The organism is Psychrobacter sp. S4(2024) (assembly GCF_036861305.1).
Lineage (GTDB): Bacteria > Pseudomonadota > Gammaproteobacteria > Pseudomonadales > Moraxellaceae > Psychrobacter > Psychrobacter cryohalolentis.
Window position 1 is genome coordinate 151,870 of the sequence record NZ_JAZAQR010000003.1, and the last position, 12,596, is coordinate 164,465.

Here is a 12,596-nt window from a genome sequence, read left to right on the forward strand (position 1 = left end):
TTAATATAAATGCATTTAGAGAAGTGACTTAGGTCACTAGATTGGTTTGCATCTGACCAATGAGCAACATCGTACGATAACTATATACCAATGGATTTGGTTTTAACTACTAGGATAGGTAGATATATTATGATTGCAGATAAACCTCACAAACCGCATGACCCTGATATCGAAGGTTATGATCCTTCTTCTAGCTTCCTGCTAGATATTGCCCCACTGATATTGACTGCCATTATTCTAATGGTGCAATTTTTTGTCTTTAAAGATTTTACTCCGCATATTCCGCTAGCATGTGGCATCTTGATCACCGGTCTGTTCATGAAGTTGCGTGGGCGCAGCTGGGACGGTATGGAAGAGCGTTTTTTAAAGGTTGTGAAAATCGGTCTGCCTGCCATGATTATCTTGATGGGTGTAGGGATGCTCATCGGTGCTTGGATTATCGCCGGCACTGTACCCACTATTTTATACTACGGCTTTAGCGTTTTTTCTCCCTCCTCATTCCTAGTCTCTGTTTGTCTTATTTGTGCCATTATTTCAGTAGCAACGGGTACCTCGTGGGGCACGGTTGGTACAGTCGGTTTAGCTATGATGGGTATCGGTCTGGGATTAGGTATTCCTCCTTCGCTCACAGGTGGTGCTATCGTCTCCGGTGCTTTCTTTGGCGACAAAATGTCTCCGTTGTCTGACACCACGAACTTAACACCAGCTGCTGCCGGCGTGGATCTTTGGGAACATATCCGTGGCATGTTGCCGACGACTGTACCTGCCATGGTTACAGCTCTGATTCTCTATGCTTGGATTGGTATGAGCTACGGCGCAGACAATGTCGATCTCACCTCAATCAAAGAAATACAAACCTCATTAGCAGCGAACTATAACCTGAGCATTATTACTTTATTACCTGCTGTTGTCGTCGTCATTGCAGCTGTTATGAAAATGCCAGCCATTCCAACGGTATTGTCAGGTGTGGTAGTCGCAGGTCTTGTCGCATTCTTTATGCAAGGTGTCGGTGTCCATGACATCTTTAACGTCCTACAAAACGGTTTTAAAAGTGAGACTGGCTTTGCTGTGGTCGATCAGCTGTTGTCTAAAGGCGGCGTGATGTCCATGACTTGGGTCGTGACCTTAACTATCTTTGCACTAGCTTTTGTCGGTTCAATTGAGCATTACGGTACATTAAAAGCCATCATGGCCAAAATCAACAACATGGTGAAGTCGAGATTTGGTTTAGTGATTACGACTTATGCCAGTACCATCGGTGTTGGTACGCTTATCGGTGATGTCTATACCACGCTAGTCTTACCGGGTCGTCTGCTCAAAGATAAGTATAAAGAGATGGGTTACAAGCGCACGACGCTTACTCGCTCTATCGAAGATACGGGTACGCTGTTATCGCCACTCATTCCTTGGAACATGGGCGGTAGCTTTGTCGCGGCAACCCTAGGTATTGCGACCTTAACTTACGCGCCATTCGCCTTTGCCTGTTGGTTATCACCATTGTTTGGCTTGCTATGGGTCGTCTTAAATAAATTTATTCCTCGTGAAGAACCGACTGTCATCGATAACACAAGCACGCTCTCTACCGTAGAAAACGTATAATTTAGAAGGAACTTGAGATGTTGCAAGAGCAATGTTTGTGGAGCGTCACTGCGCCCAAAACTCACCACTACGATACTCTAACAAGCGAAACGCAAACACGAGTTTGTATCATCGGCGGTGGTTATACTGGACTGTCTGCTGCGATTCATCTGGCAGAGCAAGGAGTGGCGGTGGTGTTACTAGAGAGTAAGGTTATCGGTAGCGGCGGTTCAGGACGCAATGTGGGTTTTGTGAATGCAGGTACTTGGGCCCGTCCTGATGACCTCAATAAAATCATGGGAGAAGAGGTTGGTGAACGTTTAGGAACTGCGCTCGGTCATGCGCCAAGTCTCGTGTTTGACATCATCGATCGCCATCATATTGAGGCAAAGGATACGCGTACGGGCAATATCCATATGGCACACAATGCCAAGGGTGAAGCCGATGTAGATATCCGCTACGATCAGTTGATACGTCGTGGTGTTCATGCAGAGGTATTAACCGGTGCGCGCTGCCATGAATATTGTGGTACAACCAGTATCAATAAAGCCTTGCTCGATCATCGTGCGGGCACTATTAACCCATCCGCATACGTCAATGGCTTAGCGGCAGCCGCGACTAAACTGGGCGTACGTATATATGAGCACTCGGCAGTAACCTCAGTTGAGAAATCTGATGGTAATTGGTATGTGCGCACGGCTGATGCGGCGGTGAAAGCTGAAAAAGTTATTATCGCGACCAATGCTTATACTGAAGGCGAATGGACAGATATTAAAAAGACGTTCTATTTGGTCGATTACTATCAGATTGCCTCTGAGCCATTGACCGGTGAAGTGGCAGATCGAATATTGCCTTATAAAACAGGCGCTTGGGATACGCGATTGGCATTGTCCAGTATTCGCCGTGATAACGAGGGTCGTCTGCTCCTTGGCACGGTCGGTGGCAAAGCCATGAAGTCCAAAACCTTCTATCAAAACTGGGCGAATATCGTACAAAAGAGCTATTTCCCAGATCTGCCTAAATTTAAGTGGCAGTATGAGTGGTACGGTCACTTTGGCTTTACGCAAGACCATATCATGCGTATCTTTGAGCCAGAAGACGGTATCCTTGCCGCGACTGCATACAATGGGCGTGGGATTACTACAGGTACTATGATTGGTAAATGCTTTGCCGATTATATTATCTCAGGTGACCGCGACGTCTTGCCATTACCCTTTAAGATGATTAAAGAGGCTAAGGTAAGTATGTCTGGCTTGCGTTCAGGCTATACGGAGATGGGGCTGACTTTGTATCATATGGGTCAATGTCTCAAAATCATAGCCTAGTTTTTTGACGCAGGGCGTTGTGTTTATTTATTGCCGCCGCTGATTTGGCGGAGAGATTAAGTGAACGGCACACTGCTTTTATTTATTTGGAGTGTATATTGTGACTGATTTTTCAGCACTGCCTACTTTAGAAGCTGCACATATAGAAGCTGCGCATACAGAATCTGAGCATGCTTCAACCGTGCTAGCATTAACTCAGCAACTATTGTCTATATTGCAAGAACAGCATGGTTATGATATATCGCAGATTAAGACAGATGCCGTGAGCTTAGAGCATTGGGGTAAAGACTGGACCAAACATTTTGCGCCAGCACCCTCTGCGATCGTATTTCCGAAATCTACTGAGCAAGTCCAAGCCCTAGTAAAATTGGCAAATGAGCACAATATTGTCATCACACCGAGTGGTGGTCGTACTGGACTATCCGCAGGTGCAGTCGCTAGCAATGGCGAGATAGTTGTCAGCCTAGATAAGATGAATAAAATTGGTCAGTTCTATCCGGCTGATCGTTTGGTAGAGGTGGAGGCCGGTGTGATTACTGAGCATCTACAGCAGTTTGCCGAAGCGCAAGGTTTGTATTATCCGGTTGATTTTGCCTCAGCAGGTTCGAGTCAGATGGGTGGTAATATTGGTACCAATGCTGGCGGGATTAAGGTGATTCGCTATGGCATGACACGTCAATGGGTAATGGGTCTCACCGTCGTGACGGGCAAAGGCGATATCCTAAAACTAAACCGCGGCATGATTAAAAACGCTACTGGTTATGATTTACGGCAATTATTTATTGGCGCTGAAGGCACATTAGGTATCGTCACCGAGGCACAAATGAAGCTCGACCGTCCACCCCAAGATTTGACCGTGATGGTGCTCGGCATGGATGAATTTGACCATGTGATGCAGGTGTTAGCGGCTTTTCAAGCACAAATTGATTTGACTGCGTTTGAGTTCTTTGATGAGGTGGCGATTGATAAATTAATGGCGACTGGGCATGTGCAAGAGCCGTTTGACGCTCGAACGAAATACTACGTTTTATTAGAATTCGAAGCGCCGTATGAGCCGATTATGGATAAGGCGATGGCTATCTTTGAATACTGTATGGATAATGGTTGGATAATCGATGGGGTGATGAGTCAGAGTATGGCTCAGGCGATGGATTTGTGGAAGCTGCGCGAGTATATCTCTGAGACGATTTCAGTATTCACGCCGTATAAAAATGACATATCAGTACTCATCAGCCATGTGCCAAACTTTATCCATGATATAGAAACGATCGTAAACACCAAATATCCAGATTTTGAGATTTGCTGGTTTGGACATATCGGCGATGGCAACTTGCATCTCAATATTTTAAAGCCCGAGAATTTATCGAAAGATGAATTCTTTGGGCAATGCCAAACGGTGAATGACTCTATCTTTGAGGTAGTGCAGAAGTATGGCGGTTCGATCTCAGCAGAACATGGCGTGGGTATGACTAAAAAGCCTTATCTACGCTACAGCCGTAGCGAAACCGAGATTGATTATCTGCGTGAGATTAAGAAAGTGCTCGATCCCAATGGTATTATGAATCGCGGCAAGATTTTTGATCTCTAGTTGAGTGGTATCGTAATCAATTAGGATTTATTTTTAATAAAAACTATAAGGAACTCTCATGCATATTTTAGACAGCAAAACGGTAAAGAGTCAATTGACAATGACCATGGCTATCGACTCAATCGAGCAGCTGTTGACCCTACAAGCGCAGCATCCAGAGTGGATTAAGTGCCCTGAGCGCTTGGTCATTCCGACTTTCACTGCCAGTGATAAAAACAGTGGGTCACATCTATCGATGCCTTCAGTATTGTTCGACGGTCATGAAGAATTTGCTATCGTTAAACTGGTCACCATTTGTCCAGATAATCCAAAGCGAAATCTACCGACGACTACCGCTGTGGTGAGTGTCTCAAACAATGATACGGGTGAAATCCTTGCCTTTATGGATGGTGTTTATGTCACTCAAGTACGTACGGCAGCGCTATCAGGTATCGCGAGCAAGTATCTAGCAAAGCTAGATAGCCAGCAAGTGTCAGTCATCGGCTGTGGCGGGATGGCATATGAGCAGCTGAATGCTGTGCTCACTGTATGTCCAAATATCAAAAAGGTAACGCTATGGAATCGAGCTGCTAAGGGTGCAAATACCTTTAAAACACAGTTTTCTGAACAGTATCCAGAATGGTCGGTCACCATCGAAGTCTGCGAAGATATCGCGAGCGCTGTAAAAGATGCCGATGTGATTAACTTGGCGACACGTGCAACCGAAGGCTTGTTTGAGATAAACCAAATTAAAGCCGATGTACATATTAATGCGGTAGGTGCTTATCAATCTGAGATGAAAGAAGTCAGTGATTCCGTCATTGAAGCCTGCTCACACGTTTTCATCGATGATATCGCAGGCGGACGTCATGAAGCGGGTGATTTGATTCAGGCGGATGCTGCTGAGGGTTGTGGTTGGACTTGGGAGGATTTAAGTGGCGATTTAGCTGACTTGGTCACAAAAAATATTACTATCGATCAAGATAAAAAAGGCATCACCCTGTTCAAATCTGTTGGGGCCGCCAGTTTTGATGCGGCAGTCGCTTTGAAAGTTGCTCAAAAAGCTAAAGACGAAGGTCTGGGTCAGCTTATTACTTGGGGGTAGTGATATGCGCTATGACGTTATTGTGATTGGTGCCGGCATAGTAGGAACCTCTATTGCTTGGCATCTGCAAAAAAACAACACTCAAGTTCTCTTGCTAGATAAAAAATGCCCAGGAGAAGAAACTTCCTATGGTAATGCCGGTATCATTACAAGAGAGGCGGTAAATACAAAACCGTTCCCTAGAAGTTTTAAAGAAATATCCAGAGTATTGCCCAATAAAAGTGCTGATATTCGATACCGTTGGTCTGCAATATATCGTCTTCAGCGCCCGTTATTACAGTATTGGATTCACTCAAGTCCAAAAAACGTTAAAAAGATCGATGACGAGTGGGCTACGCTCATTCAGCATTGCACAGACGAGCATGAGCCTATGATTAGAGCGTCAGGCGCTGATGAACTGGTCAGTAAAATAGGTTGGATTGAGCTTCATCGTAAATTAAGCAATTTTGAAAAATCAATTAATAAAGCGGTAAAAGCGGCGGATAAAGGCGTGGAGTATCAGGTGCTATCGCTAGCAGAGCTCCAAGCGCTAGAGCCAAATGTGAACTTTACAGATTATATCGGCGGTATACACTGGAAAAACTCTTGGCAGATAAAAAATCCCGGCAGTCTTGTGAAAGCATATGCTAAAAATTTTGAAGCAATGGCAGGAGAGATAAAACAATCTACCGTAAAAAATATGATACAGACAGAAGACGGCTGGCAGGTCATTACCGATAGCGAAACCTATTTATGTCAGAATTTGGTCATTGCTGCCGGTCCTTGGTCAGCGGATCTTATTAAACCATTAGGTTATAAGATCCCTTTATTTCCTATGCGTGGCTACCATCAACACTTTAAGATTAAAGACCAAAACGCAATTTCTCACAGCTTATTTGATGTAGATAAAGGATTTGTAATGGGCACAATGGATCAAGGCGTGAGAATCACGACTGGCGCTGGAATGGCATTGTTAGATGATCCAAAAGACTTTAATCAGTTAGAGACTGTACTGACTTTTGCAAAAAAAGTGTTGCCGCTTGATGCTGCTGTTGAATCTGAAGCCTGGTGTGGGACACGACCCTGCATGCCAGATATGAAGCCCGTTATTGGGCCTGCATCAAAACATGACAATTTATGGTTTGCTTTTGGTCATGCTCATCAAGGTCTGACACTTGGACCGGTGACAGGACGTCTTATTGAAGAGATGATTCATGGTAAGCCATTATTTATTGATGTAGAGCCGTTTAGTAGTAAGCGCTTTGATTCTAATTTTTAAGCAATGTAGCTTTTAAGAAACGTAGCTTTTAAACGCACTAGACCACATCTTTAACCTCCTTTACAGGCTTAATATTTATTAAGTCTGTCGTCAAAACATCCGCTACTCCCTCCTTTTTCTACTATAAAACTAGAAACATGAATTTTATTCATCTTTAATTTAAATAGTATCGTTTTTATTCATCATTTGGTTCAGGTATGATTCATCTCATACACAAATTTGGTTTTATCTCACATAATGAGAATAGATTAGGGTAGCGAATTATCATGAGTAAACAATTTATATATTCCATCTCGAGCATTCGTTTTGATGAAAATTATCAGCCAGCAGACAGCACGCGTCTGACGACTAACTTTGCGAATTTGGCTCGTGGCGAGAGTCGTCAAGAGAACTTACGCAAAACGCTGACTATGATAAATAATCGTTTTAATGATCTAGCACATTGGGATAATCCGACAGCCGACCGTTATTCTGTTGAAGTTGATATCATTTCTGCAGACTTGGATATTGAAGGCAATGGTCATACATTTCCAGTCATCGAAACGCTAAAAACAACGATTATTGATCATAAAGAGAACAAACGTATTGACGGTATGATCGGCAATAGCTTCTCCTCTTATGTGCGTGATTATGATTTTAGCATCGTATTGCCAGCACATTTCGATAACCATCCTGCATCGCCACCATCAGCCGATTTTGGCGATTTGCACGGTAAACTGTTTCAACATTTATTGAACTCAGAGGCGTACCAAGCCAATTTTAATAAACAACCGGTGATTTGCCTAAGCGTTTCAAGTAGTAAAACCTATCATCGTACGGGCAATCAGCATCCTGTATTAGGGATTGAATATAGACAAGATGGCTGCGCTTTGAACAAGGGGTCATTGACTGATGAGTACTTTTCCAAAATGGGCTTGACGGTGCGCTATTTTATGCCTGCCAACAGTGCTGCACCTTTAGCATTTTATTTTTCTGGTGACTTGCTGACTGATTACACCGATCTTGAGCTAATCAGTGCGATCAGTACCATGGAGACATTCCAAAAGATTTATCGACCTGAAATTTACAATGCCAACTCAACCGCCGCTCAAATATATCAACCCAGTTTGAAATACCAAGATTATTCACTAACGCAAATTGTGTATGATCGCGCGGAGCGCAGCCAGATGGCAGTGACACAAGGTAAATTTACGGAAGATCAGTTTATCAAGCCATATAAAGACATTCTTGAAGAATGGGCGGAAAGCTATGATGTTGCAAGCGAGACTGCTCAAAAAGAATCGGTCAAAGAAAAAGCTGTTAAAAAACAGGCAGCCTAAGCAATCTAACTCTAGCCAAAATATAAAATACGAATGAATAAGAAGATGAATCTCATGACAATATTATTACCGACACAAAAATTATTACCAACATCAACAGCGGGCAGTTTACCAAAACCTTCTTGGCTTGCCGAACCTGAGAAAATTTGGTCACCTTGGGCATTAGAAGGGGAGCAATTGTTTGAAGCCAAACAAGATGCGCTACGTTTAACATTGCAAGAACAGCGTCATGCAGGGATTGATATCGTCAGTGATGGCGAGCAGACGCGTCAGCATTTTGTCACTACCTTTATTGAACATCTTGATGGCGTCGATTTTGAGAATCGAAAAACCGTTAAAATTCGTGATCGTTATGATGCCAGTGTGCCGTCAGTCGTTGGGGCTGTGAGCCGTCAAAAGCCAGTATTCGTTGAAGATGCGAAGTTCTTACGTCAGCAAACCGATCAGCCGATCAAATGGGCACTGCCTGGTCCGATGACGATGATTGATACCTTATATGATGGTCATTATAAAAGCCGTGAAAAACTGGCTTGGGAGTTTGCTAAAATATTGAATCAAGAAGCCAGAGAATTAGAAGCGGCGGGTGTAGATATCATTCAATTCGATGAGCCAGCGTTTAACGTGTTCTTTGATGACGTCAACGACTGGGGCATCGCTACTTTAGAGCGCGCCATAGAAGGTCTAAAGTGTGAGACGGCGGTGCATATATGCTACGGCTACGGCATCAAAGCCAATACCGATTGGAAAAAGACACTGGGTTCAGAGTGGCGTCAATATGAGCAAGCCTTTCCAAAATTGCAGCAGTCTAATATCGATATTGTCTCTTTAGAGTGTCAAAACTCACATGTACCGATGGATTTGATAGAACTCATTCGCGGTAAAAAAGTGATGATTGGTGCCATTGATGTGGCAAGCAATACTATTGAGACTCCTGAAGAGGTTGCAGATACACTACGCAAAGCCCTGCAATTTGTCGATGCGGACAAGCTTTATCCTTCGACCAACTGCGGCATGGCACCTTTATCGCGCCAAGTGGCACGCGGTAAATTGAACGCGTTAAGTGCAGGCGCTGCAATCGTGCGTCAAGAGCTGACAGCTTAGGATTTACCGACTAAACTTATGCAAAATTTAGCTTTTATAGGTTGGGTCTTTAACTCCGCCTATAAAAGCTTGTTTAAACTCATGAGTGACCTCAGTTATCAATGTACATACTGACTTAACATTTAGGATTGCAGCAATGAGTAAAGATGTGATTGAAGCAACCGACTTTAGAGATGCCATGTCTTTGTTGACGACCGCCGTCAATGTAGTCACCACCAAAGGGCAATCTGGTCTACATGGGTTTACTGCCTCGGCGGTATGTAGCGTCACCGATACACCGCCAACCTTGCTGGTCTGTATGAATCAAACGTCTCGCTCACATGGCTACTTTCTTGAAAATAAAACCTTAAGTGTCAATGTGTTGGGCGCTCAGCATGAGCCTATATCTAATGCCTTTGCTTCTAAATTATGCTCAGAAGAGCGCTTTGGGCACGGTGCTTGGACTGAGTTAGCAACAGGTGCGCCTATTTTAGAAGATGCATTGGTCAGTTTTGACTGTGAGATTGAGGATATTCAGCAAGTTGGTACGCACAGTGTCTTTATGTGCCGAGTTGTCGCCATAAAACAAGGCTATCAACAAAGCAGTGCTGATGAAAGCTTGGTTTATTTCAACCGTGCTTACCATCAAGTAGGTCAGGTAGAAATCGTTTAAGCTGAATTTCTGACATTGATTATGTAATTGTCATCTAACTATAGTCAGCTCAATATCAAGCCGATACAGTGAAACTGGAATGAATTTCTTGTAGCCTCTGTTGGCTTAGGCACAGCAAGCTAGAAAAATTTGTACCAGTTTCACCTTGTCAGATAACGTATCCATTTTATTTTGTATCGACTATAAAACTATCATTCAACCGAGAAGTAATTATCCTGTGGAACTAATCATTTTCTTAATAATAGGCGCTCTAGCAGGATTTGCTGCGGGGCTTTTTGGTGTGGGCGGCGGCACGATTATCGTACCACTGTTATTTATCGTCTTTACCCAAATGGATTACAGTCCTGACAGTATTATGCATTTGGCGTTAGGTACGTCACTGGCGACCATCATTGTAACCTCTATCAGCTCGCTCATGGCGCACAATAAAAAGGGCGCCGTCATGTGGCCGGTCTTTAAAAACCTAGCACCCGGTTTAGCGATTGGCTGTTTTTTAGGGGCAGGGATTGCAGGACAGATATCTGGGCTGTATCTTCAGCTTATCGTTGGGGTGTTTTTGCTGTGGGTCGCTTATAAGATGTTTTTCGATGGCAAAAAACAAGTCGTTAATCATGCTAATGATGTCCATGGCGCCAATACGGAACTGCCTTCAAAACCTAAGCAGCTAGCGGCAGGCGGGGTTATTGGTATTGCTTCTGCCATTTTTGGTATTGGCGGCGGCAGCTTAACGGTGCCTTATTTAACTCGTTACGGTGTGGTCATGCAAAAAGCAGTCGGCACGTCAGCAGCGTGTGGCTTGCCCATTGCCATTGCTGGAGCGTTAGGCTTTATGTTCTTTGGGATGCAGCAGCAAGTCAATGTGCCCAATACCATTGGCTTTGTCCACATTTATGCCTTTTTAGGGATTAGTATCATGAGCTTTTTCACCGCTAAGCTAGGTGCAAAAGTCGCCCATATACTATCACCAGAGCTTTTAAAGAAATGCTTTGCGGTATTATTAACCGTGGTTGGGTGTTATTTTCTTTTTAAAGGGCTGATTTAGGTATTCATAGTCGTTCCTCTAAAAGGCAAAGCTTGCGAACTGAGCTACCCAAAAAGCACATAGTGAAATGCATTATCATGATCTAAATAATCCAAAGCATGACAATCTAGAAAACAATGTTGAGACAGTAGCTTAGTCGTGCTTGGGCGGTACAGAATATGTGCCAACAACATGCGCGACCAAGTCGCTAGAGCCTTCTGAGTATAAGGAAACCTCACCTACAATGAGCGTACGCCCTACCTTTAGCAAGGTGCACTCAGCAATAATACGCGCTTCTGCTGATGGTTTACGCAGAAAATTGATGGTAAGGCTTGTTGTTACTGTTAACGCTACAATGCCAATCTTACCAAGTATCGCCACATAGAGTGCAACATCAGCAATGCTCATCAATACAGGGCCAGAGACCGTACCACCAGGACGTAGCTCATCTATACCGATATCATGCGATAAGGTCGAACTATCATCGCCTACTGCCTCAACTTTGCACTTGGTTTGAGGGAATTCTAATGCCATAAAGGCTGCTATTTCTTCTTTGGTCGCTGACATACATACTCCTGTGGTTTAATTATTCTTGTTGTTAACTATCTTTTCTTCGCACTCAAGTTCATTGGTTCGATTAACACAACTAGAATCGATAAAATTGGTATCGATTCTAGTTTCTTATTACAAATGGGTAGTAGATAGATATATTTTTGATACTGACTCAATATTTTTAGTGGCGTATTCTTAAACTAAGGCGTACCAGCATGACCCACTTTAACTGGTGTAGATAGCATACGCCCTTTAGTTTCAGCGGTGCGTGACGCTTCATTCCAGTCAGGTGCTGCACACATAAACAATGTTTTGCCATCTTGTCCGCCAAGAGCGACCGCAAAAATGCCGTCAGGTGCCGTATCAACGGTTTCTAAGATTTCGCCCCCTTCTTTAATACGAACAGCACGTTGGTTCAAGGTATCTGCAATCCAAACAGCGCCCTCGCTATCTAACGCAAGACCATCAGGTAAGATACTGGCGTTCTCTATACGTACCCCTAAATTTGGCTCGTCTCCTAACTCTCCAAAGTTAGCAAAGTCACGTTTTTCTCCTAAAGTGCCGTCTTTATTAATATCGAACTGTGAGACTTTATTACCAAATAGCTCATTAACGATTAATGTCTTTTCATCCGCAGAAATGACCATGCCATTTGGAAAGGCCAAACCTTCTGCCACAACCTGAGAGGTACCATCAGGTCTCACCAATACAAGACCAGTGTGTTTATGATCAGCACCACCCATCAGGTCAAAACCGAAGTTTCCAACATAAGCGTTACCATTAGGCGCAACGACCATATCGTTAGCATGCCCCTCACAATGCTTCCAGATATCAGCGTGAACAACTAATTCGCCATTGTCCTCTAAACGTAACACTTTACGATCTTTCATAGAGACAATGAGCATACGACCGTCAGGAAGCCAGCCTAAGCCAGATGGCTGCTGTTCTACATGGACAATCTTTTCTGCAACGCCTTCATCATTAACACGATAAACGCTTTTGGTATAAAAATCGACAAACCATAAAGCGTTTTTGTACCAACGCGGTCCTTCTAGGTAATGGAATCCATCAACCACCACGTCTAACTCATATTTTGACATAACTATCTTCCTTGATTT

At 43.6% G+C, this 12,596-nt stretch carries 11 protein-coding genes; 9 read left to right on the forward strand and 2 right to left on the reverse strand.

Annotation, left to right across the window (positions count from 1 at the left end):
• Positions 1-129 precede the first annotated feature (129 nt).
• The 9 genes from nhaC to VLA57_RS08630 all read left to right on the forward strand — a co-directional run bounded on the left by nhaC (position 130) and on the right by VLA57_RS08630 (position 10,947).
• Complete coding sequence (gene nhaC / locus VLA57_RS08590) at positions 130-1,599, forward strand: Na+/H+ antiporter NhaC (protein WP_133105394.1); 1,470 nt, start codon at positions 130-132, stop codon at positions 1,597-1,599.
• Between the two features lie 17 nt (positions 1,600-1,616).
• Positions 1,617-2,903 (forward strand): L-pipecolate oxidase, encoded by a 1,287-nt coding sequence (gene amaA, locus VLA57_RS08595; protein WP_133105395.1) that lies wholly within the window; start codon positions 1,617-1,619, stop codon positions 2,901-2,903.
• 181 nt (positions 2,904-3,084) lie between these two features.
• Positions 3,085-4,491, forward strand: a complete 1,407-nt coding sequence (locus VLA57_RS08600) for an FAD-binding oxidoreductase (protein ID WP_333954890.1) — start codon at positions 3,085-3,087, stop codon at positions 4,489-4,491.
• Between the two features lie 58 nt (positions 4,492-4,549).
• Entirely contained in the window at positions 4,550-5,575 is a 1,026-nt protein-coding gene (locus tag VLA57_RS08605; RefSeq protein WP_333954806.1) for an ornithine cyclodeaminase family protein, read from the forward strand.
• A 4-nt stretch (positions 5,576-5,579) separates the two neighbouring features.
• Positions 5,580-6,833, forward strand: coding sequence for an NAD(P)/FAD-dependent oxidoreductase (locus VLA57_RS08610; RefSeq protein ID WP_333954807.1), 1,254 nt, complete (start codon positions 5,580-5,582; stop codon positions 6,831-6,833).
• A gap of 266 nt (positions 6,834-7,099) precedes the next feature.
• The gene (locus VLA57_RS08615) at positions 7,100-8,152 is read left to right on the forward strand and encodes a DUF1852 domain-containing protein (protein WP_333954808.1); all 1,053 of its coding nucleotides are present in this window, start codon (positions 7,100-7,102) and stop codon (positions 8,150-8,152) included.
• A gap of 54 nt (positions 8,153-8,206) precedes the next feature.
• Entirely contained in the window at positions 8,207-9,253 is a 1,047-nt protein-coding gene (locus VLA57_RS08620) for a methionine synthase (RefSeq protein ID WP_201550933.1), read from the forward strand.
• Between the two features lie 148 nt (positions 9,254-9,401).
• Positions 9,402-9,905 carry a flavin reductase gene (locus tag VLA57_RS08625; protein ID WP_333954892.1) on the forward strand — a complete coding sequence of 168 codons (504 nt, stop codon included), beginning with the start codon at positions 9,402-9,404 and terminating at the stop codon, positions 9,903-9,905.
• 217 nt (positions 9,906-10,122) lie between these two features.
• Entirely contained in the window at positions 10,123-10,947 is an 825-nt protein-coding gene (locus VLA57_RS08630; protein ID WP_333954809.1) for a sulfite exporter TauE/SafE family protein, read from the forward strand.
• 132 nt (positions 10,948-11,079) lie between these two features.
• Here VLA57_RS08630 and VLA57_RS08635 read toward each other — a convergent pair whose 3' ends face one another.
• Together VLA57_RS08635 and VLA57_RS08640 are read right to left on the reverse strand one after the other, a co-directional pair.
• Complete coding sequence (locus VLA57_RS08635; protein WP_020443179.1) at positions 11,080-11,493, reverse strand: PaaI family thioesterase; 414 nt, start codon at positions 11,491-11,493, stop codon at positions 11,080-11,082.
• A 185-nt stretch (positions 11,494-11,678) separates the two neighbouring features.
• Complete coding sequence (locus VLA57_RS08640) at positions 11,679-12,578, reverse strand: SMP-30/gluconolactonase/LRE family protein (protein WP_333954810.1); 900 nt, start codon at positions 12,576-12,578, stop codon at positions 11,679-11,681.
• Positions 12,579-12,596: the final 18 nt, after the last annotated feature.

Bases quoted from the DNA above. Each gene is read 5' to 3' on its own strand.
- nhaC (WP_133105394.1), top strand. From the start codon at position 130: ATGATTGCAGATAAACCTCACAAACCGCATGACCCTGATATCGAAGGT.
- amaA (WP_133105395.1), top strand. From the start codon at position 1,617: ATGTTGCAAGAGCAATGTTTGTGGAGCGTCACTGCGCCCAAAACTCAC.
- VLA57_RS08605 (WP_333954806.1), top strand. From the start codon at position 4,550: ATGCATATTTTAGACAGCAAAACGGTAAAGAGTCAATTGACAATGACC.
- VLA57_RS08610 (WP_333954807.1), top strand. From the start codon at position 5,580: ATGCGCTATGACGTTATTGTGATTGGTGCCGGCATAGTAGGAACCTCT.
- VLA57_RS08615 (WP_333954808.1), top strand. From the start codon at position 7,100: ATGAGTAAACAATTTATATATTCCATCTCGAGCATTCGTTTTGATGAA.
- VLA57_RS08620 (WP_201550933.1), top strand. From the start codon at position 8,207: ATGACAATATTATTACCGACACAAAAATTATTACCAACATCAACAGCG.
- VLA57_RS08635 (WP_020443179.1), bottom strand. From the start codon at position 11,493: ATGTCAGCGACCAAAGAAGAAATAGCAGCCTTTATGGCATTAGAATTC.
- VLA57_RS08640 (WP_333954810.1), bottom strand. From the start codon at position 12,578: ATGTCAAAATATGAGTTAGACGTGGTGGTTGATGGATTCCATTACCTA.